This window comes from Nocardioides sp. S5 (genome assembly GCF_017310035.1).
Taxonomy (GTDB): domain Bacteria; phylum Actinomycetota; class Actinomycetes; order Propionibacteriales; family Nocardioidaceae; genus Nocardioides.
Map to the genome: position 1 here is coordinate 3,526,519 of NZ_CP022296.1, position 25,701 is coordinate 3,552,219.

At 70.3% G+C, this 25,701-nt stretch carries 23 protein-coding genes; 12 read left to right on the forward strand and 11 right to left on the reverse strand.

Annotated elements, in window-relative coordinates; translation table 11 throughout:
* The first annotated feature begins 472 nt into the window (after window positions 1–472).
* Window positions 473–874, forward strand: coding sequence for a MarR family transcriptional regulator (locus CFI00_RS17470; RefSeq protein WP_207082309.1), 402 nt, complete (start codon window positions 473–475; stop codon window positions 872–874).
* Window positions 871–2,109 carry an MFS transporter gene (locus CFI00_RS17475; protein WP_242532467.1) on the forward strand — a complete coding sequence of 413 codons (1,239 nt, stop codon included), beginning with the start codon at window positions 871–873 and terminating at the stop codon, window positions 2,107–2,109. The genes CFI00_RS17470 and CFI00_RS17475 overlap by 4 nt, the downstream gene beginning before the upstream one ends.
* On the opposite strand, the gene brxC is transcribed toward CFI00_RS17475, so the two are convergent.
* Both brxC and CFI00_RS17485 read right to left on the reverse strand, forming a co-directional pair.
* A complete protein-coding gene (gene brxC, locus CFI00_RS17480) occupies window positions 2,106–3,491 on the reverse strand; it encodes a BREX system P-loop protein BrxC (protein WP_207082310.1) in 1,386 nt (461 codons plus the stop codon). The two genes, CFI00_RS17475 and brxC, sit on opposite strands and share 4 nt — an antisense overlap.
* A gap of 273 nt (window positions 3,492–3,764) precedes the next feature.
* Window positions 3,765–4,220, reverse strand: coding sequence for a hypothetical protein (locus CFI00_RS17485; RefSeq protein WP_207082311.1), 456 nt, complete (start codon window positions 4,218–4,220; stop codon window positions 3,765–3,767).
* 310 nt (window positions 4,221–4,530) lie between these two features.
* Between CFI00_RS17485 and CFI00_RS17490 the strand changes: the two genes are divergently transcribed.
* From CFI00_RS17490 to CFI00_RS17520, 7 genes are all read left to right on the forward strand, one after another.
* Window positions 4,531–6,120, forward strand: coding sequence for a ParB N-terminal domain-containing protein (locus tag CFI00_RS17490; RefSeq protein WP_207082312.1), 1,590 nt, complete (start codon window positions 4,531–4,533; stop codon window positions 6,118–6,120).
* Window positions 6,121–6,236: 116 nt separating this feature from the next.
* Window positions 6,237–7,241 carry a DUF932 domain-containing protein gene (locus tag CFI00_RS17495; RefSeq protein WP_207082313.1) on the forward strand — a complete coding sequence of 335 codons (1,005 nt, stop codon included), beginning with the start codon at window positions 6,237–6,239 and terminating at the stop codon, window positions 7,239–7,241.
* Window positions 7,242–7,317: 76 nt separating this feature from the next.
* On the forward strand, window positions 7,318–7,614 hold the full coding sequence (locus CFI00_RS17500; RefSeq protein WP_207082314.1) for a hypothetical protein: 297 nt from the start codon (window positions 7,318–7,320) through the stop codon (window positions 7,612–7,614).
* Entirely contained in the window at window positions 7,611–7,862 is a 252-nt protein-coding gene (locus CFI00_RS17505; protein ID WP_207082315.1) for a hypothetical protein, read from the forward strand. The genes CFI00_RS17500 and CFI00_RS17505 overlap by 4 nt, the downstream gene beginning before the upstream one ends.
* On the forward strand, window positions 7,859–8,161 hold the full coding sequence (locus CFI00_RS17510) for a hypothetical protein (protein WP_207082316.1): 303 nt from the start codon (window positions 7,859–7,861) through the stop codon (window positions 8,159–8,161). The genes CFI00_RS17505 and CFI00_RS17510 overlap by 4 nt, the downstream gene beginning before the upstream one ends.
* A complete protein-coding gene (locus CFI00_RS17515; RefSeq protein ID WP_010832688.1) occupies window positions 8,158–8,400 on the forward strand; it encodes a hypothetical protein in 243 nt (80 codons plus the stop codon). Before CFI00_RS17510 ends, CFI00_RS17515 begins: the two co-directional genes overlap by 4 nt.
* Window positions 8,397–8,747 carry a hypothetical protein gene (locus CFI00_RS17520; RefSeq protein ID WP_207082317.1) on the forward strand — a complete coding sequence of 117 codons (351 nt, stop codon included), beginning with the start codon at window positions 8,397–8,399 and terminating at the stop codon, window positions 8,745–8,747. Before CFI00_RS17515 ends, CFI00_RS17520 begins: the two co-directional genes overlap by 4 nt.
* A gap of 65 nt (window positions 8,748–8,812) precedes the next feature.
* On the opposite strand, the gene CFI00_RS17525 is transcribed toward CFI00_RS17520, so the two are convergent.
* Both CFI00_RS17525 and CFI00_RS17530 read right to left on the reverse strand, forming a co-directional pair.
* Window positions 8,813–9,340 (reverse strand): hypothetical protein, encoded by a 528-nt coding sequence (locus tag CFI00_RS17525; RefSeq protein ID WP_207082318.1) that lies wholly within the window; start codon window positions 9,338–9,340, stop codon window positions 8,813–8,815.
* Entirely contained in the window at window positions 9,318–9,701 is a 384-nt protein-coding gene (locus tag CFI00_RS17530) for a hypothetical protein (protein WP_207619304.1), read from the reverse strand. Before CFI00_RS17530 ends, CFI00_RS17525 begins: the two co-directional genes overlap by 23 nt.
* Window positions 9,702–10,012: 311 nt before the next feature.
* Between CFI00_RS17530 and mobF the strand changes: the two genes are divergently transcribed.
* Window positions 10,013–15,922: a MobF family relaxase gene (gene mobF, locus CFI00_RS17535; protein ID WP_207082319.1), complete on the forward strand. Its 5,910-nt coding sequence runs from the start codon at window positions 10,013–10,015 to the stop codon at window positions 15,920–15,922.
* Between the two features lie 464 nt (window positions 15,923–16,386).
* Here mobF and CFI00_RS17540 read toward each other — a convergent pair whose 3' ends face one another.
* The 7 genes from CFI00_RS17540 to CFI00_RS17570 form a co-directional block, all read right to left on the reverse strand.
* Window positions 16,387–17,190 (reverse strand): M48 family metalloprotease, encoded by an 804-nt coding sequence (locus tag CFI00_RS17540; RefSeq protein ID WP_207082320.1) that lies wholly within the window; start codon window positions 17,188–17,190, stop codon window positions 16,387–16,389.
* 142 nt (window positions 17,191–17,332) lie between these two features.
* Complete coding sequence (locus CFI00_RS17545) at window positions 17,333–17,680, reverse strand: hypothetical protein (RefSeq protein ID WP_207082321.1); 348 nt, start codon at window positions 17,678–17,680, stop codon at window positions 17,333–17,335.
* Window positions 17,681–17,685: 5 nt separating this feature from the next.
* Complete coding sequence (locus CFI00_RS17550; RefSeq protein WP_207082322.1) at window positions 17,686–18,387, reverse strand: hypothetical protein; 702 nt, start codon at window positions 18,385–18,387, stop codon at window positions 17,686–17,688.
* Window positions 18,384–19,862 (reverse strand): TraM recognition domain-containing protein, encoded by a 1,479-nt coding sequence (locus CFI00_RS17555; RefSeq protein WP_242532468.1) that lies wholly within the window; start codon window positions 19,860–19,862, stop codon window positions 18,384–18,386. The genes CFI00_RS17550 and CFI00_RS17555 overlap by 4 nt, the downstream gene beginning before the upstream one ends.
* A complete protein-coding gene (locus CFI00_RS17560) occupies window positions 19,859–20,140 on the reverse strand; it encodes a hypothetical protein (RefSeq protein ID WP_207082324.1) in 282 nt (93 codons plus the stop codon). Before CFI00_RS17560 ends, CFI00_RS17555 begins: the two co-directional genes overlap by 4 nt.
* On the reverse strand, window positions 20,137–20,739 hold the full coding sequence (locus CFI00_RS17565) for a hypothetical protein (protein ID WP_207082325.1): 603 nt from the start codon (window positions 20,737–20,739) through the stop codon (window positions 20,137–20,139). Before CFI00_RS17565 ends, CFI00_RS17560 begins: the two co-directional genes overlap by 4 nt.
* Window positions 20,740–20,816: 77 nt before the next feature.
* The gene (locus CFI00_RS17570; protein WP_207082326.1) at window positions 20,817–23,960 is read right to left on the reverse strand and encodes a peptidoglycan DD-metalloendopeptidase family protein; all 3,144 of its coding nucleotides are present in this window, start codon (window positions 23,958–23,960) and stop codon (window positions 20,817–20,819) included.
* Between the two features lie 204 nt (window positions 23,961–24,164).
* Here CFI00_RS17570 and CFI00_RS17575 point away from each other — a divergent pair, with 204 nt between their 5' ends.
* On the forward strand, window positions 24,165–25,250 hold the full coding sequence (locus CFI00_RS17575) for a tyrosine-type recombinase/integrase (protein WP_207082327.1): 1,086 nt from the start codon (window positions 24,165–24,167) through the stop codon (window positions 25,248–25,250).
* A gap of 49 nt (window positions 25,251–25,299) precedes the next feature.
* Entirely contained in the window at window positions 25,300–25,656 is a 357-nt protein-coding gene (locus CFI00_RS17580) for a helix-turn-helix transcriptional regulator (protein ID WP_207082328.1), read from the forward strand.
* Window positions 25,657–25,701 lie beyond the last annotated feature (45 nt).

A 25,701-nucleotide genomic window follows, 5' to 3' on the forward strand; every position in this document is an offset into this window, starting at 1 on the left:
TGACCGAGTGGTGCACGTGGATGCGGGTCCAGCGCGGGCTGACTGTAGCAGTCGATCACGGTGGCCAGATAGTGGTTGCCGCCACCCGCCGACTCGGCCAGCGGCAGGTAGGTGATGTCCTATGGTCCGCCAGATCAAGGACTCGGCGGTGGCCGCGCTGACGAGGTGGCGGGGAGTCGGGCGCGATGGTGGCGGCACATTCCGCGAGGCCGTCGTGGGGCCGTGCGGACGACGGGTAGACCGATGGCGTGCCATCTGGGGTCAGTGCGTTGGCCACTCGTTCGCCCCTGCCAGCCGAGTCTCACCGTCACAAGGCGCCTGTGGTTCCTCGCTCACGAGAAACCAGCCGAGTGACAAGGCTCTCAATGTGGGTTGCATGACACTACATCGGTATCCTATGTAGTTTGTATGGGTGAGAGTAACCCCACCGAGCCGCCCCCCCGGTCTGGAAGAGGCTGGCGCTTCTCTGCTGATGTATGCCGCACGCCTGAACCGTTCCGTGATCCGATACGCCGCTACCGGCGTACCGGCGGCAATGCTGCGCCTGCTCTCCCGGCTCGATGAGCTCGCCCCGGTCGGTGTCAGTGAGCTTGCCAAGGCTGATGGTTGCTCCCAACCAACGATTTCCTCCGCGGTGCAACACCTCGTGGAGAAGGGTTGGGCGGTCAAGACGCCGAACCCGCGCGATGCGCGAGGGGCGCTAGTCGAGCTCACCGCCGAAGGCGCCCGCGTGCTGGATCGGGCCCGACGTGACAACGGTGCGGTGATCGCCAACCGGCTCGACGCGGACCCGTGCCACGGCCTGACCGAGATCGAGGCCGCGGTCGTACTCCTGCGGCACCTGCTGGTGCCAACGGACCGGGAAAGCTCGTGAGCATCGAGAACCTCAACGAAGCGTCCATCCTGAGACAACCGCGCGCGGTGTGGGCCGTGGCCTTCGCCTGCGTGGTCGCCTTCATGGGTCTGGGTCTGGTCAACCCGATCCTGAAACCGATCGCCGAGGAGATGGGCGCCTCCCCCAGCCAGGTGTCGCTGCTGTTCACCAGCTACATGGTGGTGATGGGCCTCGCGATGTTGATCACCGGGGTGGTCTCCAGCCGGATCGGCGCCAAGCGCACCCTGCTCGGCGGCCTTGCGCTGATCATCGTCTTCGCCGCGCTCGCCGGCGCGTCGGACAGCGTCTGGGCGATCGTCGGCTTCCGGGCCGGCTGGGGTCTGGGCAACGCCCTGTTCATCGCCACCGCCCTGGCCACCATCGTCTCCGCGTCCAACGGCTCGACCGCCCAGGCGATCATCTTGTTCGAGGCCGCCCTCGGGGTCGGCATCGCCACCGGCCCGGTCCTCGGCGGCCAGCTCGGGTCGATCTCGTGGCGGGCGCCGTTCTTCGGCGTTGCGGTGTTGATGACGATCGCGTTGGTGGCCACCGCGTTCTTGTTGCCCACAACCCCGCCGTCGCCGCGCAAGACCTCGGTGAGCGATCCGTTCAAGGCGCTGCGCCATCGGGGCTTGCGGACCGTCGCGGTGACCGCCCTGTTCTACAACATGGGGTTCTTCACCCTGCTGGCGTTCACCCCGTTCCCGCTGGACATGAGCGCCTCCCAGGTCGGCTGGGTGTTCTTCGGGTGGGGCCTGCTGCTCGCATTCACCTCGGTGTTCGCTGCCCCGTGGCTGCAGCGCCGCTTCGGAACTATCCCCACCATCGTCGGCTCGCTCATCTTGTTCGCACTCAACCTCGCGGCGATGGCGGTCTTGGCCGAGCACAAGACCGCACTGGTCGTCGGCGTCATCGTCGCCGGAGCCTTCCTCGGGGTCAACAACACCCTGATCACCGAGGCCGTGATGGGAGCGGCCCCGGTCGAGCGTCCGGTCGCCTCCGCGGCGTACTCTTTCGTCCGCTTCACTGGTGGCGCCATCGCCCCGTGGGTCGCCGGGCTGCTCGGCCAGCATGTCAACGTCCACGCCCCCTTCTGGATGGGCGCTGGGGTCGTCCTGGTCGCGGTGGCTGTGCTCCTCGCCGGCCGCAACACCCTCAAGCCGGACGCCGAACGCCCTTCACCTGGCGACAGCACCCATCAGGCGGAGGTGCTCGCAGTTGGAGACTTCGACTAATGAGCGCTCGGCACCAACCCACCGGATATCACCGGATCCCAAGGAGGGATTGCCAGCAACTTGGCCCGGTGCACTACGCAACCGGCGTGCCCCGAACACCAATGCGTCCGCCGCAGTGTGCGAACCGCGCTGTCAGCTTTCCCAGCCGGAGACCTACGCTCAAACATCACCGATCGACATCGGGGTCTGCTGCAGCCGCAGGTCTGAGAGCACGCGCTCGTCGGGGTCGAGCACGACCCGTAGCTCGTCTTTCCGGCGCTGTGCATCCGGGTCTCGTCCGCGGTGTAGGGGTAGTCCGGGGTGATGAAGTGGACCGAGAGTTCCTTTTGCTGCCCGTGGACTTGGTCGTCGAGCTTGAACCCGAACGGGAAGTCCTGGCCGTTCTTGGCGTAGCGGACCTTGTTGGTCTTGATGACGTCGGCAGAGAGGACCTTGAACAGCTGGGAGCTGACCTCGGAGGAGTCGATGTCGACGTTCTTGATCTCCTCCTCGATGACCTGCTCTTCGTTGGTGAGGTACTCGTAAACCTGACCGTTGCGCTGGATGTAGGTCTGCCGCTCCAGCTCGGCGAGCGCTCCCTTGACGTCCTCGGCCAGCGCCGGCAGGTCGAGCCCGAAGCGGTCGTAGACGAGCACGGTGAGGTTGCGGGCGGTGGCCTGGAAGCTCTCGACGTACTTGACGAGGAAGAGCGCCTTAAGGAGCCGGATGGCCAACTCGTTGTCGAGGTTGCGCTCGGCGACGAGGATCTGCTGCTGGGCCAGTGCCTTGAGCGAGGCACGGATGCCTTCGAACATGCGGTCAAAGGTGGCGAGCGTTCCGAGCTCGCCGGTGCCGACAACCTTCGCGACGTCCTGGACGACGCCGAGCATGGACCGCTCTCCGACGGAGCTGTTGCGGCCTTCGAACGCGTTGTGCTCCGAGATCCCGATAATCGCGGCCTGGAAGAGAGGGAACTGGTAGCTGACGAAGGGGTAGGTGCCGACGAAATGCTCCTCGTCGGTGTAGTTGCGGTATTTCTTCGCGCCGTCGACGAAATCGAACAGTGTCTTGAAGTTGGCCGACTCGGTGGCGTAGATCTCTCGGAGCGCGACGGCTCCGGCGTCGTTCTTCTCGAGCAGGCGCTTGCGGATGACCTCCTCGACGTCGGCGCTGGTGAGGTGGACGCGGGTCTTGAACCGGGCCTGGATCTTGGAGAAGTCGTTGCCTTGCTGCTTGGTGCGGTCACCGACGACCTTGTCCATGTCCTCCTGAGAGGCCACGAAGACCCAGGCCCGGCCGCCGCACTTGGTGTTGAGGCTCTCGGCGATGGTCTGGAGGTTGAGCATCAGGTGGGTGTTGGACCCGGCTCGGCCGCGGCCGCCGGCGAGGTGGCGGTCAGGCACAGTGCGGAGACCAGGACAGCGGCAAGGACGGCGAGGGCTGCTCGGTGGGTTGAGCCGCGTCGAGCGCGGTGGGGTGATCTGGACATACGTTCCTCCTCGGTTCGGGCGGGACGCAGGCCGGCCCCGCGGTCACCTAGGTCCGCGCAGAGGCCCGGGGCGATCAACGAGGGCGCAAAAGAAGCGCCCCGACCGGCTCTCGGGTACCGGATCGGGGTGCTGGGAAGCACGCTAGGTCCAGGTGCCGACCCAAACTGCCGGCGTCGTCCTTGCCGGCTACCGGGCAGGCCGGCGCCGCGGCGGTCGGTTGCTGAGTTTCTGCGGTGGCGGCGGCAGCTCGCGGCCCAGGCGGCGGCGGGCGTCCTCGGCCGCGGCGATCACTGCCTGCTGGGCGAACGCCGAGCGGGCGAGCATCCGGCCGAGCTCCTGACGGTCGGCCACGAGCGCGTCTTCGACCGCCTCGATGGTCGAGGCTGGCAGGTCGTGCTTCTTGTTGAAGCTCTTGCGGGTCACGCTGACCAAGGCGGGATGCTTCTCACCCTCGGCCGCGAGCTCGGCCCGTCGCTGCGGTGAGCGCCGGGCGTGGAGCTCGAGCGCCTGGGCGAGCCAGCCGACGAACGAGCCGGGTGAGTCGGCGTCGGTGTCTAGGTCTGCGATGTAGGCCGATCGTGCGAGGTCCCACACGCCGGGTTTCCAGTAGACCCCGACCGGGATCGTGGTCTGGCTCGTCACCTGACCACTCCCCTGGTCTCCTCCGCCGGCGTCGAGCTGCAGCGGCTAACACCAACGCCGCTGCATTCCCGGTCGGGGCCCTGCGCAGCCGTTCCCACCCTCACTCGATTCCTTTCGTTCCAACCAGCTACGAGGTGCAGCTGCGCCGCGCCGCCGCAGCGGAGTCCGCGCCCGGTGAGGCCGGGTTTTCCCCACCCTCGCCGAGTGCCCACCTTCCCACAGGTCCGCCCTGTGGTCCGGTTGGCGTCGGCCCCCGTTGGGAGACTTTGTCCTGTCAGTTCTTTCTATTCTACTCATGGAGGACAGCCGCATGACCGACACCATCCAGACCCCCGCCGCGACCGCCACCGACGAGGCCTCTGAGGCCGTCCAGGCTGAGGAGTTCGCGTACCTCGACCCCGCCGAGATCATCATCGGCACGAACGTCCGAACCGACCTGCGCGCCGACCACAAGGAGTTCCGAAAGTCGATCAAGGAGCGCGGTGTGCTGGAGGCCGTCACGGTCTACCGCAACGAGGACGGCCAGTACGTCCTGCTGCGTGGCCAGCGCCGGACCGTGACCGCCGCCGAGGTCGGCACCCCCACCGGCATGATCCCTGCCCGCGTCGTGCCCCAGCCCGCCGATGCCGACCGGATCGGTGACCAGATGGTCGAGAACATCCACCGCGCCGGGATGCGCGAGGCCGAGATCGTCGCGGGCGTGGAGCAGCTGGCCCTGCTCGGCGTGAGCGCCGCGCAGATCGCCAAGCGCACCAGCATCGACCGCCCGACCGTGAACGCCGCCCTGGTGGTCACCAAGGCCGACCAGAGCCGCAACCGGCTCGACTCCGGTGACCTGACGTTGGAGGAGGCCGCGATCTTCACCGAGTTCGAGCACGACCCCGAGGCCGTCGAGCGCCTGGAGAACGCCAAGCGGTGGCGTCGCTCGCTCGCGCACGAGGCCCAGCGGCTGCGCGACGAGGCCGCCGAGCGCGAGGCCGACGCCGCCGAGGTCGAGCGGCTGCGCGCCGAGGGTCTGCCGGTGCTGAGCGCCGAGGAGGCCGCGGAGGCCGACGAGGTGCTGCGCATCGAGCGGCTGGTCACCGAGGACGGCGAGTCGCTGCCCGAGGAGGAGTGGCCCAACGTTCCCGGCGCTCGCGTCAAGGTCGTCAAGGAATGGGTCTACCCCGAGGACGAGTACGACGAGGAGAGCGAGGACGACAGCGACGAGGAGCACGAGGACGCCGAGCCCGCCGAGCCCGCCGAGCCCTACCAGCAGTACGTGCCGGTGTGGGTCGTCACCGACCTCGCCGCCTCCGGCCTGCATCGTCGCGGCGGCGGGTCCGGCAGCACCACCACCGACAGCGGGGACGAGACCGAGAGCGAGGAGGAGGCCGAGGCCCGCCGTGAGGAGCGCCGCCGCGTGATCGCCAACAACAAGGCCTGGGCGAGCGCGGAGACGGTGCGCCGGGAGTGGCTGGCCACGTTCGTGGCCCGCAAGACGGCCCCGAAGGCTGCCGAGGCCCTGATCTGCGAGGCCGTCGTGACCGGCCACCACTCGCTGAGCAAGGCCATGGACCACCGGCACCCGATGCTCTTCACGCTGCTCGGGATCGACGTCCCGACCGGCTACTACGGCGCGGGGTACGAGGAGTGCCACAAGATCGCGACCAAGGCGAGCACGCCGAAGGCCGCGACCATGACCACCCTCGCCGCGATCGTCGCCGCATGGGAGGCCACGACCGGCAAGCACTCATGGCGCAACCCGACCGCGTGGGACGCCCGCGTGCTCGGCGCGCTCGTGGAGTGGGGCTACCAGCCCAGCGAGGTCGAGCGGATCCTGCTCGGCGAGGAGCCGCAGCCGAGCACCGAGGACGACAGCGAGGACGACGCCGACGAGGCCAGCGACAGCGCCGCCTGATCGGCTCCACTCCCCCCACCTGAGGGCGGTCCTTCCTGTGGAGAACCGCCCTCAGTGGAATAGAAACCATAGAATGAACTCAGTTCGTTTGATCCGCTACCCGGGAGGACCCCGACATGTCACACGAGATCGAGACCCACGGCATGCAGGCCGCAGCCGTCTTCGCCCGCAAGGACGCCTGGCACCGCCTGGGTACCACCGTCCGTGACCGCGCGTTCACCGCCGAGGAGGCCATGAGGCTCGGCCACCTGGGCGGCTGGGACGTCCGCAAGTTGCCGCTCACCACCGCCGAGGTCAGCGAGGGCGGCGTCACCGCGATCGAGGTCCCCGGCTTCGCCACGGTGCGCACCAACCCGTGCACCGGAGCGCCCGAGGCGCTCGGCGTCGTCGGCGGCGGCTACACCCCGCTGCAGAACGAGGACCACGCCGAGTTCCTGAACCTGCTGGCCGATGAGTCGGGCGCGATCTTCGACACCGCCGGGTCACTGCGCGGCGGACGGCAGGTGTTCATCACCATGCAGCTGCCGGACTCGCTCACGGTCGGCGGCACCGACCGCGTCGACGTCAACATCGCCGCGCTCAACAGCCACGACGGCTCCAGCGCGTTCCGCATCCTCGTCACCCCGGTCCGCGTCGTGTGCGCGAACACCCAGAGCGCGGCCCTGCGCAACCACGAGTCGTCGTTCTCGATCCGGCACACCCGCAACGCCAAGGCTGCCGTGCAGGCCGCCCGCGACGCGCTCGGGCTGACGTTCACCTACGTCGACGCGTTCCAGGTTGAGGCCGAGCGGCTGATCCAGCAGACCATGACCGACGCCGCGTTCGACGCCCTGATCGACGCCACGTTCGGCAAGGCCGAGGCGAACGCAACCAAGCGAGTCCGCGAGACCGAACGCCGCCGCCGCTCCCGGCTGCACTGGCTGTTCGCCGACGCCGAGACGCAGGCCGGCATCCGCGACACCGCGTGGGCCGGCTACCAGGCCGTGGCGGAGTACGTCGACCACTACGCCCCGGTCCGCACCAAGGGCGACGAGCACACCGCCCGCGCCACGCGGGTGCTCACGAGCGATGACCCCGACCGGATCAAGCGCCGAGCCTGGACCGCGCTCGCCCCGGCCTGACCGTCTCGCCAGTTCCTCCGGTGGCGGGCTGAGACCCCGAGTCCGGCCCGCCACCGGCCCAACCGAAGGAGGAGCCATGACCGACACGACCACCCACGCAAGCGCAGCACCGACGACGCCCGACAGCACGCCGGTGGAGTGGCACGCCGTGGACGCCGACGACCGGTGGCCGGGTCGCTGGACCGCGCACTCCGCCAGCGTCCACGCGCACGGGCGCATCTACCTGATCCGGATCACCCCGGGAGACTGCGCGACCTACCTCGCGCCGGGCCTCTATGCCGACGTGGACGGCGGCTACGGGCAGCGCTGGGGGATGCGCGCCGCCACGCTCGACGAGGCCAAGCGCCGCGCCGTCGAGGACGTCCTGCGATGAGCCAGCCGACCACCACCGCCGCTGACGCCGAGGCCAGCGCCGACCCCACCAGCACTCGGGACCGGCACACCCTCAGCGAGACGGCCTGCGACCTGATCGTCATCGAGCACCGGCTGCGCGATGTGCGCCGGTGGACCCCCGAGCCCGCCCGCGCCCAACTGGACGCGGCCCTGTCCAGCGTCGCCACGGCGCTGGACGCCCTGCACGCCGAGTACGCCCACCGCACCACCGAACAGGAGCAGTCATGACGAACCACGACGCAGCTTCAACCATGACGGTGATCAGCGAGCGCGACCAGCGCCGCATCCGAGCCGCCATGTCCGCGATGCCCTACGCCGCCACCGAGCGGGTGCCCAAGCCGTGGGTTGCCATGGGCGATGTCGTCGACGCCGACGCCGTCGTGGCCTTCATGGAGGGCCTCGCGGAAGTCCTGGGCGAGGTCGCGGCCGAGAGCGACAAGCACCGGCGCCGCCTGTTCTCCCTCGAGGCCGACGTGGAGGCGTTCCGCCGCCTCCTCGGCACCGCGCCCGCCGAGGTGACCCCGTGAGCGCGCACATCGAGTGGCTAGCCGCTCGGGAGACCAGCGTCCAGGTGTTCACCCCCGGCGAGGACTGGGTGGGTGCCGGTGAGCATCGTCAGCCGGTGCTGACGCTGGCCGGTGACGACGTGGTGGCGATCCAGGGCACGCCCGCCGAGTTGCGGGCGCTGGCCGCCCGGATCACCGCCGTGGCGACCGCCGCATCCGGGCGGCTCGACCTCGCCGCCCGGGAGGACCAACCCGCATGAGCGACGACCCCGCCCTGCGTGCTCTGGCGGCACGCGCCACCCCCGGCCCCTGGACACCGGACGGTGACAAGATCCGCGCCGCCGCCGCCGATGCCCTGCTGCCCGACACCATCGTGGTGGCCTACTACACCGGGCACGACCACCGGCTCGGCCTCAAGACCACCGGCCATGCCGCCGATGTCGAGTTCATCGCCGCCGCCCGTGACGCGCTCCCCGACCGCCTCGACCGACTCGACCGCATCCGCGATCTTCACGCCAAGTGGGGCGAGCAGTCGCCGGTTGATGCTGACGGCTACGTCGACCTTTGGGAGACGCTCGGTGGACTCCTCGACGGCGAGCTCGCCTGACCCGGCAGCCAGAAGGCCGCCCGTAGCGCTGTCCGCTGCGGGCGGCCTTCTGCGTCGGCACGCTCTCACCAGAGCGTCAGTTGCTCGCCCAGCAGTTCCTGGAGCCGCGCGAGGTCGTCGGCCACCAGCTGCGGGTCCTCACGCGCCAGGTCGCGCAGTTCCCGCGCACGCCGACGCGGTCCGCGCGGGTCGGCCAGCGGGCTGTAGGGCAGCCGTCGCTGCACCGACCACTCCCGGCGATTCTGCGCCGCGCTCGACACCACGACGTGGTCCGGCGAGATCCGCTGACACAGCGGGTTGTGACAGCGGTGCCCGAGCAGCCGCGCCTCCGCGAGCGCCTCCACGCCGTGCATCACCGCGAACGCGAATCGGTGCGCGATGATGACCCGCCCCGGCGCGTACCAGAACCGGCCATGGCCACCACCGTCCGTGCGCTCGCGCTCAGACCGACCGGACACCGCGCCGGTCCACCACAGGCACTCACTGCCCGGAACCGTGGCGACCTTCGCCCGGTACCGTACGAGCACCCCCGGATCGCTGATCGCGGCCGCGACCGCCGTGAGGCCGGCGTTATCCAGCCGACGAACCGGCACCCGCTCCCCCACTCCCAGCGGTCGCAAGCACCGCGCCGTCGCCGCCCTGGTCGCCGTCGTCGGCCTGGGGCTCGCTAGCGAGCCGCCGCAGCCGCGTCGCCTCGCGCACGGTGACGGTCTCGCCGCACCACTCGACGGCCTCGCCCAGCGACAGGCCCTCAGCCTCGGTCAACTCTCGCAGCGCCTCACCGGCGCGCTTCTCGGTCTCGGCCACCGCCGCGTCGCGCTCACCGATCGCGACCATGACCTGCTCGGCCAGGTCGATCACCCGGCGCTCTCGCTCTTCGCGCTCCTTGCGCCGCTTCTCGGCCATCTCCCGCGCCGTACGCCGCGCCTGCTGCTTGATCGTCTGCTGACTCATCCGGTCCTCACTCGTGTCGACATGGACTCTGACAGTCACCTACGACATTTCCCGGACCCCGAGCGATCACCGAACCCCCAAAACCTTCAAACCGCTCCCCCAGCCGATCCAGCGCAGCCCGTCCAGCCACCTGATCCGAACCCGACGCCCCAGCCGTCACCGACGCCCCTCAGCGTCCCCCCGGTTTTCCGCGAACTCCCAAGTGCCACACACCTCTTGCATTCTCGGTCTGCCGAATAGAAAGAACAGAGCAGAAATCTGGCCGGAAGTGATCGCACAGCCCGCCCGCGCGCACGTAGGTGACCGTGACGATGAGCCTCCACAAGCTGACGGCGGGGTCGGGGTACGACTACCTGACCCGCCAGGTCGCAGCGATGGACGCCACGGACAAGGGCCACACCGGCCTCGCGAGCTACTACACCGAGAAGGGCGAGACTCCCGGCGTGTGGGTCGGCTCCGGCATGGAGGGACTCGAAGGGCTCGACGCCGGCGACGTCGTCACCGCTGACCACATGCAGAGCCTGTTCGGCTCCGGTCACCACCCGCTGGCCACCCAGCGGACCAAGGACCTGGACCTACGCATCGGCCGCGACGGCGTCGACCGGCCGACCGACGCGGTCTACAAGACGGCCCGCCAACTCGGCACGCCGTACAAGGTCTACGAGAACGACATCAGCCCGTTCCGGATCGAGGTCGCCAAGCGCATCGCGGCCCTCAACGAGGCCGCCGGCCTGCCGGGTGACTGGCCGGTCCCCGCGGCCAACCGGGCCAAGGTCCGCACCGGGGTCGGCACCGAGTTCTTCCGTGCTGAGCACGGCCGCGAACCCGCCGACGCACGCGAGCTGGCCGCCGCGATCGCCAAGCACTCCCGACCGAAGACCAACGCGGTGGCCGGCTACGACCTGACCTTCTCCCCGGTCAAGAGCGTCTCGGTGCTGTGGGCGATCTCCGACCCGAAGACCGCCGCGGTGATCGAGCGGGCCCACCAGGCGGCGATCAAGGACGCGCTGGGCTTCATCGAATCCAAGGCACTGTTCACCCGCCGGGGCACCAACGGCGTCCGCCAGGTTGACGTCCGCGGCCTGGTCGCCACGGCGTTCACCCACCGCGACTCCCGCGCGGGAGACCCTGACTTGCATACGCACGTCGCCGTGGCGAACAAGGTCCAGACGCTCGACGGCAAGTGGCTGGCCATCGATGGCCGGCCGCTGCACAAGGCGGTGGTCTCGGCCTCGGAGACCTACAACACCGCGCTCGAGCGGCACCTGGTCGACGCCCTCGGCGTGCGGTTCGAGGAGCGGCCGAACGAGGACGCCCGCAAGCGGCCGGTGCGCGAGATCGTCGGCGTCGACCCCGAGCTGAACCGCCGCTTCTCTAAGCGCCGCGCCAGCGTCGAGGACCGCCGCAAGGTCCTCGCGGCCGCGTTTCAGGCCACCCACGGCCGCCCGCCGACGCCGGTGGAGACCATCCAGCTGTCCCAGCAGGCGACGCTGGAGACCCGCGAGGCCAAGCACGAGCCGCGCTCGCTGGCCGAGCAGCGCGAGACCTGGAGCCGTGAGGCCATCGAGGTGCTGGGCACCCCTCAGCGGGTCAAGCAGATGGTCCACGGCGCACTGAACCCGAAGGGCGCAGCGCGGTCGCTGGCCGACTCGGCCTGGTTCGCCAAGACGACCGACCGGATCGTGGCGACGATGGAGGGAGCTCGGAGCACCTGGCAGTTCTGGCACGTCTACGCCGAGGCCCAGAGGCAGGTCCGGGGCGCCAACGTGCCCACCAACCAGGTCCCCCACGTCGTCGACCTGCTCGTCAGCGAGGTCCTCGACGGCCGCTCGGTGAGCATGGCTCGACACTGGGACGCCATCAGCGAGCCGGTCGAACTGCGGCGCGCGGACGGGGCCTCGGTCTACACCCAGAGCGGCGCCGTGCTGTTCACCTCGGGCAAGGTACTCGCCGCCGAGCAGCGCCTGGTCGAGGTCGCCGGCCGGCACGACGGGTACGCCGTCACGACCGACTCGGTCGACCTGGCGCTGCTCGAGTCGACCGCCAACGGCATCACCCTCAACGCCGGACAGGCCACGCTGGTCCGCGAGATGGCCACCTCCGGCGCCCGGCTACAGCTGGCGATCGCGCCCGCCGGATCCGGCAAGACCACCGCGATGCGAGCCCTGGCCAGCGCCTGGGCTGATGGCGGCGGCACCATCATCGGCCTGGCTCCCTCAGCAGCGGCCGCGGACGCGCTGCGCTCCCAAATCGACACCCAGACCGACACCCTGGCCAAGCTGACCCATTCGCTCGAGCAGGCCCGCGAGTCCGGCGCCGCGATGCCCGCCTGGGTCGCCAACATCGACTCCTCCACCCTCGTGGTCATCGACGAGGCGGGGATGGCCGACACCCTCTCGCTGGACGCGGCGGTCTCCTACATCCTCGAGCGCGGCGGCAGCGTCCGACTGATCGGCGACGACCAGCAGCTCTCCGCGATCGGCGCCGGCGGCGTGCTGCGCGACATCCGCGCCACCCACGGGGCACTGCAGCTGACCGAGCTCGTCCGGTTCAAGGACCCCGCCGAGGGCGCCGCCTCGCTCGCGCTGCGCGAGGGCAAGCCCGAGTCGCTCGGCTTCTACCTCGACCGCGACCGCGTCCACGTAGGCGACCTGGCCACCATGACCGAGGACGTCTTCGCGGCCTGGCAGGCCGACCGTGCCGCCGGCCTGGACTCGATCATGCTCGCCCCTACCCGCGACCTGGTCAGCGAGCTGAACCAGCAGGCCCGCGCCCACCGGCTCGAAGGAATCGACCCGGCCGACGTTGCCGCCAGCGGGCCGGGCCGCCGGCTCGCCGACGGCAACGAGGCCTCGATCGGCGAACTGATCATCACCCGCGAGAACGACCGCCGGCTGCGTACTTCGGCCACCGACTGGGTGAAGAACGGCGACCGCTGGAACGTGCTGGAGATCCACGACGGCGGCGACCTGACCGTCCAGCACACCCAGCACGGCCGCACCGTGCGGCTGACCGCTGACTACGTCGCCCGATCCTCCGAGCTCGGCTACGCGTGCACCGTGCACACCGCCCAGGGCGTCACCGCCGACACGATGCACGGCCTGGCCACCGGCAGCGAGTCGCGCCAGCAGCTCTACACGATGATGACCCGCGGCGCGCACGCGAACCACGTCTACCTCGAGGTCGTCGGCGACGGCGACCCGCACTCGGTGATCCACCCGACGCTGGTCCGGCCGCTCACGCCGACCGACATCCTCGAGTCGATGCTGGCGCGCGACAACACGCAGCGGTCCGCGACCAGCCTGCTGCGCGAGCAGGCCGATCCGGCCACCCGGCTCGGCGAGGCCGCACAGCGCTACCTCGACAGCCTCTACGTCGCCGCGGAGGACCTCCTGGGCCATGACCACGTCGGCCAGGACGCCAACGGCGCCCCGATCAACGTGGTCAGCGCCCTGGACAACGCGGTCGAAACGCTCGTCCCCGGGCTCTCGGAGGAGGCCGCCTGGCCAACCTTGCGTGCCCATCTGCTGCTGCTCGGCGCGGCCGGCGAGAACCCCGTCGACGCGCTCCGGGCGGCCGCCGGCGACCGGGAGCTGGAGACCGCGCACGACCGCGCCGCGGTCCTCGACTGGCGACTGGACGCCTCCGGCCTGCGCAACGCCGGCGCAGGGCCGCTGCCGTGGATGCCCGCGGTCCCGGCCCGCCTGGTTGAGGACCCGCACTGGGGCGCCTACCTCTCCCAGCGCGCTCACCTGGTCGAGCAGCTCGCCGACCATGTCGGAACGCGGGCGACCGACCAGGCAGCACTGCCGGCGTGGGCACAGAACGGCCTCCGGCCCGAGGCCGCCACGGTCGCCAACGTCGAGGTCTGGCGGGCCGCCATGCAGGTCCCGGTCGACGACCGGCGACCGACCGGTGCACCGCAGCTGCAGAAGGCCTCCGCGACCTGGCAGCGACGGCTCAACCGCGCCGTCACCGGCGACCACACGCCGGCGCTCAAGGAATGGCGCCAGCTGCTCTACTCGCTGGCCCCGCAGGTCCGCGACGACGAGTTCACTCCGCTGCTCGCCGAGCGGCTGGCCGCGATGTCCCGCGCGGGCGTCACCGCCCACGAGCTGCTGCGCACCGCCACTGCGGCCGATCACCCGGCCGGGCCGCTGCCCGATGAGCACGCCGCGGCGGCCGTGTGGTGGCGCATGGCCCGTCAGCTCACCCCGGCCGTTGCCTCCCAGATCGGCGACGGTTCCCACGGTGAGAGCGTCACCACCGAGTGGACTCCGCGGCTCGCGGATCTGCTCGGTCCCGAGCGCGCCGCGAGCATCCAGGCCAGCACCTGGTGGCCCGCGCTCGTCGCGAACGTGGACCACGGCGTGCAGCGCGGCTGGCAGGTCGAGGCTCTGCTGGGTGCCGGGCGGGCGATGCCGAGCGACGGCTGGGAGGGCGTCGACGAGTGCCAGGCGCTGGTCTGGCGGACCTCGATCGCGCTGGAGACCGCTCCCGACGAGCACGCGCACGAGTACCACTTCGACGAGCCGCCCGCAGACCTGTGGGACGGGATCGAGCCGGACCCGGCGACGCTCGTCGACCACGCCGCAGACACCGACTGGGCCGACTGGCCGCTCGCCGAGGACCCCGGCCCGAACGACGAGCACGCGGCCGACGAGCACGTGGTCGACGCCGTCGCTGGCGACCTGGTCGACGTCGACGAGGACCAGTTCGTCGAGCCCGACCTGACGCTGGCCGCCTACATCCGCGACCTCGGCGGCAGCCGACTGGAGCGCACCGACGCCGACCTCCGGGTCATGTACCAGCGGGCCGACGAGTGGCACTCCTCCCCCGTCTCGCGTGAGCGCATGCTCGAGATCAACGACATGGCACAGGCCTTCTTCGAGGCCCGGTTCACCGACTCGTGGGGCCGCGACTACCTCACCGGACGGTTCGGCTTCGACCTCGCCGGCGACGAGCGGTTCCGTCCCGGTCAGGCGCCAGCCGGGTGGACCAACCTGGTCGACCACCTGCGCTGCCACGGTGTCAGCGACGCCGAGATGGTGGCCACCGGCGTCGCCACCGAGGCCAGCACCGGTCGCCTCATCGACCGGTTCCGCGATCGGGTGATGTTCCCGGTGATCCACCAGGGCGAAGTGCTCGGATTCGTCGGCCGCCGCCGGCCCGACCTCACCGACGCCGACAAGGGCGGCCCGAAGTACCTCAACACAGCCGACACCCCGCTGTTCCACAAGGGCGCCCAGCTATTCGGTGTCGTCGACGAACTGCTCGCCGAGGGTGCGGTCCCGGTGATCGTCGAGGGCCCGACGGACGCCATAGCGGTCACGCTGGCCAGCGCTGGCCTCTACCTCGGCGTGGCGCCGCTCGGCACGTCGCTGACCGATGAGCAGGCCGCCCAGCTGGCTGGCGTCGGCCGCGACCCGATCCTGGCCACCGACGCCGACCTCGCTGGCCAGGTCGCGGCCGAGCGGGGCTTCTGGATGCTCACCCCGCACGGCCTCGACCCCGGCTTCGCGCGGTTCCCCGACGGCCTCGACCCCGCCGACCTGCTCGCCCAGCGTGGGCCCGCCGCGCTCACTGCCGCGGTGGCCAGCGGCCAGCCCGCCTTCCGCTCGCTCGGTGACCAATTGCTCACCGAGCGGCTGGACAACCTCGCCCCGGAGCAGGCACATCTGGCCGCCATGCGGGTCATCTCGGCACGTCCCAGCCGCGCCTGGGAGCCGGGCGTCAACCAGGTCCGGGCCCGGCTGCAGCTCTCCCATTTGCAGGCACGACGCGACCTGCGCGACGCGATCAAGACCTGGGATGCCGACCCGCGGAAGGCGGCACTGGCCGAGCTCCACAAGAGCAGCGAGGTTCGCGCACGGCTCTCGGCCGCGGCCGAGAAGACCCCGGCCGAGCGGTGGGCCACCTTGGCTCGCGAGCTCGACCCGCGGCTGCTCGAGCAGGGCGACTGGCCGACCACCGCCGCGATGCTGCAGCAGGCCCACGAGCAGGGTCACGACGTCGGCGCCGCCACGCGCGGCCTGGTCGCTGAGAAGCCCCTGGGCGACAGCCCTGCGCGTGACCTGCGCTACCGGATCGTGTCCCGCCTCGAGATCCCGATCGACACCGGCGAAGGCCCCCCGGCGCCGACCCAGTCGCCGGGCGTGGCACGAGATCGGCAGGACGTGAACCGTCCGGGGCCGCCCCGCCGCGGTACCCCACGCCGCTGAGCCGTTCCGGAAGCCCGCAGGCTGGCGTCACGGTAAGACCAGCTGCACGATCCTGTGGTCGCGGTGACAGCGGCCTCCGCAGCCGGTCTCGTCGATCAACGTCTTGGCCCCCAACGCACTATCAGCCGTCTGGTGCAGGGACACGGCTCCGTGCCGGTACCTGACAGGCCCAGAAGGTCTGCACGCCACCAACGCGATAGCTCCTTCGCCGGAGACCCACGGAGCGTCGTTCCAGATGCACTTCGCCATCGTCAGATAGGTCCTGTGCTTACGTGAGCAATTGTGCTGCCGCCAAACTGGTCCCAGATCGGTTGGAGTCACGATCGTCATCCTCACGCAGCGAAGAAGCCAGGGTCTACCCAGGCCGCGGCCGACCGGATGGACAACGTCGGCTGCCAGCCGCTGAACGGGCCAACGGGTCGGCCCGGCTGCTACCAGAGGTGTTCGCCGCCGCGTTCGAGAAGTCACCCAAGGCGACGGCGCATGGCTGCGAGTCGCGCCTGCGGCTCGGGGTGGGTTGCGAACCACCGCCGCTCCAGCCGCGACCATGCGGGGCCGCCGTCGGGCGTCGGCCGCGCCAGGCTTTTCTCGTAGAACCGCATCAGCTCGGCGGCCGCGTCCAGGTCGCGAGTCAGGTCGATGGCGAAGAGATCGGCGGCGGCCTCCTCGCGTCGGTCGAAGGTGAAGCGGAGACCGAGAAACGCCACGGCCGCACTCATCGTGGCCAGCAACGAGGGGCCGGCCAGCTGGGGCGAGGCCGCAAGTGCAGCTGCAGTGAGACCAGCGCCTGCCAACACGAGGAGTAGGTAACCGACCAGCCACGAGTACCGCGCCGCGGCCGAACTGCGTTCGCGGCGGATGACGTGGCCGAGCTCGTGGGCGGCCAGGCTCTGCACTGCGCCGGCGCTGAGGCCGGTGAGCGCGGCCCGCGCGAACACCACGGTGGGGGGACGACCAGCCCGGAAGCGGGTCACCGCGAGACCACCATCGCCCACGGTCCCATCGGCTTCCCCGGCGACCGGGGCGCCCAGGATCGCAACGACGTCGGTTGCCGGAGGCGGGACGTTCGCGACTGCGGCGACGGCGGCCATCGCCGCGGCGGCCCGCTGCTGCAGCACGACGTCGACCGGGCTTGTTTGCCCGCTGGCGCGCCAGCTGACCGACCAGGCGAGCAGGACCTTTGCAAGCGCCACGACCAACAGAACGGCTCCGCCGAGGTAGGCGATAGCCACCACGATGAGGAGCGCTGAGGTCAGCTGATCCGGCATCAGTTCTACGCCTGGGAGGTCGAAGGGGCGAGAACGCTCAGAATGGCTCTCCCACAACGAAGCGGTGTCTGACTACCCGCTGGCAGGGGTTTCCGTTCTCTCAGCGGCGTTCTAACGCCGTCTTGAGCCCGTCGTGCCCACTTCATCGCGATGCAGTGGGCGCGAGCTCCACGTCTGGGGTCGACCCCGTCGACGGGACTGCGCGGTCCTCCGCCGCTCGGCCGCGGGCGGCTGTCGCAGGCTCCTCGAGGTCCTCGGTCGCCTCGACCAGCTGACGCTGCTCCTCTGTGCTCGATACGCCGTAGCGGCGTTCGGCCATCGCCTCGACCTGTGCAACGGCGTTCCACACGTACTCACCCGAGCCGTGGGAGTAGCAGGCGTTGACGTGTTCGCGGGCGTGGCCGAGCTCCCTTTTGCTTGAGCGCGGGTGCTCGCCGAGAGCCTTGAGGGCGCGCTGGGCTCGGCCGATGGCCTCGGAGCGTTCGTTCACCTGCATCATTCGCGGGGTCCCTTCTCGGTGCGGGTGCGCGGCTGAGCGCCGCCCCGCTCGTCGTCGTGGATTTCGCCGGTGTCGAGGTCGACGAGGCCGAGCCGCGGTGGACCGGCCGGGGGTTGTTCGTGTGCCCGCCGGTTGACGGGCAGAGCGTCGATGTCGTGGGCGAACGTGTTCTCGCGGCGCTGGCGGCTGGTGTCGGCCAGGTGCTCACTGTGGCGCGGCTTGGCCGGCCAGCTCTTGTGCTCGTCGTCGCAGTGGGTGCGCAGCCTGTTGCGCATCCGGTCCGTGAACCCCGGCAGGGAGTAGCGGTGCCACTCCTCGAGCGCGTCGCTGGTCATCGCCAGGCCGGCCCGCCGGCGCTGGTCGGCCAGGACGGCGATCTCGTGGACCAGGTGCGGGTGCAGAGGCCAGCAACTGGGGATGAGCCCGGAGACGTCCCAGGTGTACTCGCGGTTGAGCCAGATCACGACGTCCTCGAGCCACTCCCACAGGTCGTGACGCAGCTCGGGGTCCAGGCAGGTCGCCGGCTCCCAGGGCCGCGACAGCAGCGCGTGGTGGCCGAGGGCCTTCTTCTCCTCCTCGGTGCCGTTGATGGCGATGTGGAGCTCGCGGTAGGCGAGCCGGACGTGGTCCCCGGGGACGGGGAACGGGAAGACCATCAGCGTGGGTGCCGCCCGGCCGGTCTGTTGCTCGGTGGTCACAGTTCACTCCTTGCGTGGTCGGTCTCGTCGTCGACGAAGCCGAGACGGCGTGCCTCGACGAGCGCGGCGGTGGCTCGGGCCTCGGGGGTGATGACCATGCGCCGGTCGTTGGTGAGGCGCTCGCGCAGCGCCCGCTGGTCGGCCAGCAGTCGTTCGCCCGCCTTGCCTTCGACGCAGCGGTGCAACTTGGCGATGATCGGCTTGCCGTTCTCGGCGACGACCAGAGCTTGGCGTTCGGGCAGTTGCCGGACTTCCTCGGGCCGCATGATCGGGATGTCGTCGCCGGAGAAGCTCCGGCCGCCGCCGTTGAACCCGCCTGAGGAATGGGTGACCCGGCCGATGCGGACGGTTCCGAGGAGGTCGGAGATCTCCTGGTTGAAGGCGACGTCCTTGGAGCCGCCGAACATCACCAGGGCGTTGGTGAGGCCGAGCAGTGCTCGTGCCTCGTGCTCGCCGAAGATGCTGGTCAGCTGGGGCCGAGTCTGGGCGGCCCAGATGAACGACAGCCCCTGGGCGCGTTCGTTGGCCATCCGGGTGCGCAGCGTAGGCAGCGGTGCGGTCGAGGGCAGCTCATCGAGCACCGAGACCAGGGGCGGGCACAGGCGGCCTCCCCACGAGGAGCTGTTGGCCAGCAGCAGGCCGGTGTCCAAGACGTGCTCGGCGACGGCGGTCATCAGCGGGCTCGCCGAGGCGTAGGGGTCTTCGCGGCCGAGCAGGTAGATGGTGCCGCGGCGCCGGATGGCGTCGGCCAAATCGGTGGCTGGCCGTCCGGGGCTGGGAGTGCAGCGTCGTCGAATGTCGGCCTGGAAGAACAGCGAGACCGACTGCTGGACCGTGGTGACGGTGTTTCCGGCGGTGCGGTCGTCACCGTTCAGCGCCCCGTGCAGGAGGCCGTGCCAGAACGCCTCGGCGTGCGGGTGCCGCCGCAGGATCTCCATCGGCTGGGTGGCTGCCGTGGGGTTGGCGACCCACTGCAGCACGTCCTCGAGCGTCCTACCGGTCAGCGCCGCGGCGTGGAAGTAGCCCTGCAGCACCTTCGCGGACTCGGCGGCGTAGAACCGCGCAGCATCGTCGCCGGTGCCGCCGTTGATCGCGCCCTTGACGGTGCCGGCGGTGAAAGCCTTGGCGCGCCGCTCGGCGACCTTCGGGTCCACGCAGCCGGCGATCGGGTCCCAGATCAGCTCGTCGATGACGCCCTCGGCCAGGCCGAAGGGGTCCAGCACCACGCAGGGCCGGTCGTCGCGGGAGCGCTCGGTGAGGCTGAGCAGGAGGTCCTCGACCTTCGTCAGTGTCACCAGGGCGGCACCCGGCGCGCCGAGCAGCGCAGGGGTGAGCAGGTCGAGGGTCTTTCCGGATCCCTGCGGGCCGATTACGCCGGCGGTGCGGTCCCACGGCACCCACAGCTCGCCGCCTCGCGGCTCGTGGGCATCACCGATGCGCCAGCCCACGTCCCAGGGGTCGAACCTCAGCTTCATCCCGCCACCTCGGGAACGGTGTCCCCGCACGGGGCGAGGCATCGACGGCAGATCACCGCACTGCCGCGGCGTTCTTCTGCTCGGCGACCGAGGAGCAGGAAAGAGGCGTCGGACAGCAGGTCGCGCGCCTCGCAGAGGAGTTCCACCTGGCCGGCAGCCACGTAGTGGCGCTCGACGAGGACCGGCCAGTGTCCGCGGCGGCGACAGCGGCTGCCGCCCAGGCGCCGGCCGCGAGTGCGAAGTGTCGGGTTGCCGTGCAGTGGGGTCTCGTTGCTCATCGGTCTTCCTTCGTTCGCCGGCCGTGCAGGAGCCACGGGCTGAGGCCGTGGCCCAGATGCGGGCCGGGTTGTTCGGTGAGGTCGCCGGCGGTGCGCTGGACCGGTGCTGGTGTCGCAGCGGCGTGCTTGCCGTAGAGGTCCGGGCGGACGATGCCGGCGACCTTGCGGAGCCGGGTGACGCCGAGCAGCTTCTCGGCCTCGGCTGCGGTCGCCATGCCGCGCATGCGGCCCGGGCCCCAGCGCTGGTAGGCCCACGCGCCGAGCCAGACGGTCGCGGTAAGCAGCGCGATCTCAGTCAGGGCGAGGCTGACCCAGACCAGGCCGCGACCGGCCAGACCGTCGGGAGTGGGGCTGGGCAGCCCGGCGTCGGCGTGTCCGCCGAGGACGCCGGGAAGGCTGGTCCAGAAGGCGGTGCCGATGGGTGAGGGGAACGCGCCGGCGTTGGCGTCGGGCCATGTCCATCCGGCGCGGGCGAGCAGATTGGCGACTGATCGTCCGAGTTGGATGCCGATGACGATGACGAACAGGGTCGCCAGGGCTACCGCGACTGGGATCTCCCAGGTCCACGGGTAGGGGTCTCGTCGTCGCTCACGCTGCATCGGTCTGGCCACCTCCAGGCGGTCGTGGGTCGTTGGGCCTCGCTGGTCACCTATGTGCTGTCAGGGGTCCGGTGCGATCACACGGCGTGACTCGGGCGTGATGCGTTCTCTGCGAGCCAGGTCGAGGGGTCGACGTTGTCGGGGCCGTAGATGGAGCCGTTCTTGAGGTGGACCTCGAAGTGGAGGTGGCAGCCGGAGACGTTGCCCTCCTTGCCGACCTGGCCGATCGGCTCGCCGGCTGCGACGGTCTGGCCGCGGCTGACGCTGACGGTCGCCATGTGGGCGTACCAGGTGGTCAGGGACCCGGCGCCGGTGGTGACCTTGACCAGCTGTGGCCCAGCCCAACGCTGGGTGGTGTCGATCTCGATGGTGCCGGCGTGGGCGGCGTAGACGGTGGTTCCGCAGGGTGCGGAGAAGTCGGTGCCGGTGTGCCACTTGGACCAGTAAGGGCCGGTCTCGTGCCAGTTGTGGTTGTCGGTCCCGACGTACTGCGCGGGCACCGGATAGACGACCTCGTCGCAGGAGGCGCCCTCGAGGCCGACCGGCTGGACGGAGGCGCCGGGCTTGACGTTGATGTGGACATGGTCGAGGTGGTTCTCGGTAGCGCTACCGCGGTCCTCCATCGGCCGCCAGCCCTCGCCTGCGCGGGCGACCGACCAGATCCGCTGGTACCAGATGATGTAGTCGATGCCGAGCTTCTGGGCATTGGCCTTGGCGTAGGCGGCGAGACGGTCGCCCTGCGCGCGGCCCGCCGCGGTGAGTGGCACCATGAAGTCGGCCGCGAGCCCGGCCGGGTGGCCGTTGGGGTCGGTGGCGCTCTCGCGGTAGCCGCCGACGGTCTTGATGTCGAACATGGGGCCGAGGATGTTGACCAGCTGGGTCAGCTGCGGCTTGACCGGGCCGAGGTTGTACTTGGCCTCCGCGGTGCCGGAGTCAACTGCGCACCCGGCGCTGCTACCGGCGGTGGTGGCGATCACCAGCGGGTGGTCGGCGATCTTGCTGGCCTGGGTGCTGGTGTCGACCGCGGCGCTGGCCCAGGTGAGGTTGGCACCGTAGACGTGGTCGATCGGCGCGTCCTGCTTGGGCTTCTTGCAGGGCTCGGCAGAGCCGCCGAAGGCGTTGCTCAGCTCAGGGGTCAGTGCGCAGTGCGAGGAGTTGGTGCCGTCCTTGCCGTCGTTGAAGTCGCCCAGGATCACCGCAGGGGTGCCGGCGCCTGCGAGCTCGGTCATCGTGGCCAGCTGGCGGCGCAGCGCCTCCTGGCGGTGCCCGGCGGCGTTTCCTTGAGTGTTGGCCGGGTTGTGGATGCTCCAGACCCAGATCACCTGCCCGGTGGTCGTCGAGGTCAGTTGCACCAGGGGCATGCCGACGTCCTTGCCGCCGAAGTAGGGGATGTCGACGAGGCGGCCGTCGGTCTGCTCCCACTCGTTGCGGTCCCAGATCACCCGGTTCTGTGCCTTCCCGCTGGCCGGGTACATCCCCCACTTGGCCGCGTACTGGTTCTCCAGCGCTTGGGCCTGCGGGCCATGCACCTCCTGGAGGCCGGCGATCGAGATGTCGGCGTTCTCGATCGTGCGCATGGCGCCGGGCAGTCGCTTGTCCCAGGTGTCGTACCCCGGCCGCTCCCCCGGCTTGTCGGTGTGGCCGGCGCCGAGCAGGTTGAGGGTGCCGACGGTGATCGGGTTGACTGTCTCGCCCTGGCAGTTGGCCACGTTCGTGGTGGAGCCGTCGTCGGGCAGGTCCGGCAGGTCGCCGCCGAGCAGATCGGTGATGTCGCCGGCGACGTCCTCCCACTGGGCGTAGGCGTCTGGGTAGCCCGAGCGCTGGACGGCCTGCGCGGCCTGGGTGAGCGGCATGTTCTGCCAGCCGGGGATGTCGAGGAGGCCGGGGTTGCCGGTTTGCTGGGCCTGGCCGAAGAACGCGCGGGCCGCGAGGACGGGGTTGGTGATCTCGGCCCGGCTTCCCCAGCCGGCCGAGGGGCGCTGCTGGAACAGGCCGCCGGAGTCGCGGTCACCTCCGGTGAGGTTGACGAGCTTGGACTCCTGGATCGCGGCGGCGATCGCGATCTGCAGCCCGTAGCGGGGAATCTCGAGGTCGCGGGCGACCTGGGCGATGGTGATCGCGTTGCGGGCCTGGTCGGCGGTCATGGTCGGGTAGCTGGACGCGAACCGCAGGCGCATCAGCTGGGCGAGCACGTCGCCGGCCGGCGGCTCGGCGGACGTCCGGGCGGTGGTCGCCGCGGGCACGATCCCGTCGGTCGTGGTGGTGGTCTCGGGCGCGCTCTCCGGGCCGGCGCCGTTCATGGCGATGCGTGCCGAGAGCCAGTGGTGGTCCGACACCATCGTGCCGTCCCAGCCTTGCTCGAGGCGGGCGCCCTGGTGGTGCGGGAAGAAGATGAAGTCGACTCCGTGGTTGTGCCGTCCGTAGCCGGCGGCCTTCATCTTCGCGGCCGCTGTCCAGGGGATGTCGGTGTAGGAGGCTTGGGTGTTCATGTCGCCGCCGATCAGCACCGGACCGTGGGCGGTCAGTGAGTTGCGCAGCTGCAGCAGGATGTCCATTCCGGCGCCGTACTGCTGGGGCCGGGTCAGCGGCGGGTTGCCGTGCTGCTTCGGCCAACGGTGCGGGTTGGTCATGTGGTGGGTGGAGACCACCGAGACCACGGAGCCGTCGGCGCGGCGCAGCATCACCCATGTCGCGAAGCGGTCCCACGTGACCGGACGCCCGTCGTAGAAGGTCTTGTCGTCGTCGACGAGTTGGACCCGGCCGCCGTTGACCTTCGTCCAGGTCGCGTTCTTCCAGAGGACGACGTTGCCCATGGCCTGCTCGGCGCCGGTGCCGGTGCCCGCCGGGGCTTCCACCCGGAAGGCTGAGTAGCCCGGCGCGGCGGCTTCGATCTGCTCCAGGCTCCAGCCGCTGGCCTCGTTGAGGGTGACGAACTCGGGGTTCTTGGACAGGACCTTGGGCATGGAGGCCCGGAACCCGTCGAGGCCGGAGCGGCGCGGGATGTTGGCCTGCGCCATGGTGATCTTGCCGTTGACCGGGCCGCCCACCGGGCCGTCGATGGCTCCGAGGTCACCGAGCTCGGTAGGCACGGTGCCTTGGCTGCTCTGGGTGCGGCACTCGGCGGCCGCGGTGGTCGTCATCACCACCATCAGCGTCACTAGGAATGGCAGCCCCATGAAGATGATCAGGACGGGCAGTCCCGCGAGCAGCAGCTTCTTCATGACAGGTCAGTCCCGAGGTCGCGCGCGCTCAGGCGGAATCTCTAGGAACTCAGGTTCGATCAGACGTCCATGCGCTCCGATCTGCGTTTGTGCAGGGGGCGTTGGTTGAATCCCCGGAAGAGCCTGAATCGACGAACCGTCACCCCAAATGACGGTTTGGCTGTAGCATCGATGCATGATCGCCTCGCTTGAAGATGGTGACTGATGGGTTTGGTGGCGCTGCCGGGTGGCAGCGCTGTTGATCCGGCACTGATAGGTGCGCAGGCGGCCCAGGACTTCGAGCAGGAGCTGGTGGACCAGTACGCGCTGGCGATGTCGGCGGCAGGTCTGACGGACCGCCACATCGGCGGGACTCGGGCGATCGTCATCGAGTTCGCTCGCTCGCTGTCGACTCCGCTGTGGGAGGCCACCTGTGCGGACGCGGACGCGTTCTTGGCCCAGCAGCGGCGGCTGGGGCTCAGCGTGTCGACCCGGGCCGGCAAGGCCGGAGCACTGGCGGGCTTCTACGAGTTCGTGATCGCCCGCTACGAGGGCACGATCCGCCGCACGACCGGTGTCTTGGTCGAGCAGCCGATCGATGAGTTCAATCGCCAGTCCGGGGCATCGCTGGGCAAGGTCCGGGTGCCGCCGTCGGATGAGGAGATCGACTCGCTGTTCACCGCCTGGCGCGGGTCGGTCACCCAAGCGCGCAAGTACCTTCCCGCGGCCCGCGACTACTTCGCCGCCTCGCTGTGGCGCCGACTCGGGCTGCGCATCAACGAGACCGTCATGCTCGACATCCGCGACTGGCGCCCCGATCTGGGCGAGTTCGGCAAGCTCCACGTCCGCCACGGCAAGGGCTCCGGCGGCCGCGGACCCAAGCCACGGCTGGTGCCCGGAATCAACGGCGCGAACCAGTTGATCGACTGGTGGCTGGCCGAGGTCCGCCCCCAGTACGGCCACGACTGGGCCGACCCGGACGCGCCACTGCTCCCCTCCGAGCGGTTCGACCGCGACTTGGACCGCTGTGGACGCGTCGGTGCGAACGCGCTGCGCCGAGCGCTGGGAATCCAGGTCGACCAGTGGCTCCCGGCGTGGTCGGGGCGAATGACCCCACACGTGCTGCGGCACTACTGCGCCTCGTCGCTGTACGCGGCCGGGATGGACATCAAGGCCCTCCAAGAGCTCCTTGGCCACCAGTGGCTGGCCACGACCTCGGGCTACCTCCACGTCCGCAGTGACCACATCGAACGCGCCTGGAACACCGCGAGCGGCCGCGTTGAAGCCCGCCTGGGCCTTCGTACCGACTGATTGAACTGACCAGACCGAATCGACTGACGAATCGAAGGAGAGGATCCAGATGCAGTGGAGCCTGCGGCTGCGGGCCGCCGAACGAGGGATCTGGAAGTCCGCAGAACTGCGCCGGATGCTGGCAGATGCCGGGCTCGAGATCTCCGCCGGGAAGATGTCGTCGTGGTGGGCCGGGACCCCGCCGACGATGCGCCTCGAAGAGCTCGACGTGCTGTGCGCCGTGCTCGAATGCACCCCGAACGACCTGATGACCCCCGAGCCGGACAAGGTCGCCGCGCGCCGTCCCCGCAACACCGACGCCGCCAACGGCGGAAACGGGGATGGCGATCCGAACGGCAACGGCGGCGGCACGCCACCCGCGGTCACACCACGGCTCGGCAAGCCCCGCTCGACCCCGCCGCTGTAGCCCGCACCGCCACCGCTGACGGACACGACGAGCTGGAGAGGATCG

Bases quoted from the DNA above. Each gene is read 5' to 3' on its own strand.
- CFI00_RS17470 (WP_207082309.1), top strand. From the start codon at position 473: ATGTATGCCGCACGCCTGAACCGTTCCGTGATCCGATACGCCGCTACC.
- CFI00_RS17490 (WP_207082312.1), top strand. From the start codon at position 4,531: ATGACCGACACCATCCAGACCCCCGCCGCGACCGCCACCGACGAGGCC.
- CFI00_RS17495 (WP_207082313.1), top strand. From the start codon at position 6,237: ATGTCACACGAGATCGAGACCCACGGCATGCAGGCCGCAGCCGTCTTC.
- CFI00_RS17500 (WP_207082314.1), top strand. From the start codon at position 7,318: ATGACCGACACGACCACCCACGCAAGCGCAGCACCGACGACGCCCGAC.
- CFI00_RS17505 (WP_207082315.1), top strand. From the start codon at position 7,611: ATGAGCCAGCCGACCACCACCGCCGCTGACGCCGAGGCCAGCGCCGAC.
- CFI00_RS17510 (WP_207082316.1), top strand. From the start codon at position 7,859: ATGACGAACCACGACGCAGCTTCAACCATGACGGTGATCAGCGAGCGC.
- CFI00_RS17520 (WP_207082317.1), top strand. From the start codon at position 8,397: ATGAGCGACGACCCCGCCCTGCGTGCTCTGGCGGCACGCGCCACCCCC.
- CFI00_RS17530 (WP_207619304.1), bottom strand. From the start codon at position 9,701: ATGAGTCAGCAGACGATCAAGCAGCAGGCGCGGCGTACGGCGCGGGAG.
- mobF (WP_207082319.1), top strand. From the start codon at position 10,013: ATGAGCCTCCACAAGCTGACGGCGGGGTCGGGGTACGACTACCTGACC.
- CFI00_RS17540 (WP_207082320.1), bottom strand. From the start codon at position 17,190: ATGCCGGATCAGCTGACCTCAGCGCTCCTCATCGTGGTGGCTATCGCC.
- CFI00_RS17555 (WP_242532468.1), bottom strand. From the start codon at position 19,862: ATGAAGCTGAGGTTCGACCCCTGGGACGTGGGCTGGCGCATCGGTGAT.
- CFI00_RS17560 (WP_207082324.1), bottom strand. From the start codon at position 20,140: ATGAGCAACGAGACCCCACTGCACGGCAACCCGACACTTCGCACTCGC.
- CFI00_RS17565 (WP_207082325.1), bottom strand. From the start codon at position 20,739: ATGCAGCGTGAGCGACGACGAGACCCCTACCCGTGGACCTGGGAGATC.
- CFI00_RS17570 (WP_207082326.1), bottom strand. From the start codon at position 23,960: ATGAAGAAGCTGCTGCTCGCGGGACTGCCCGTCCTGATCATCTTCATG.
- CFI00_RS17575 (WP_207082327.1), top strand. From the start codon at position 24,165: ATGGGTTTGGTGGCGCTGCCGGGTGGCAGCGCTGTTGATCCGGCACTG.
- CFI00_RS17580 (WP_207082328.1), top strand. From the start codon at position 25,300: ATGCAGTGGAGCCTGCGGCTGCGGGCCGCCGAACGAGGGATCTGGAAG.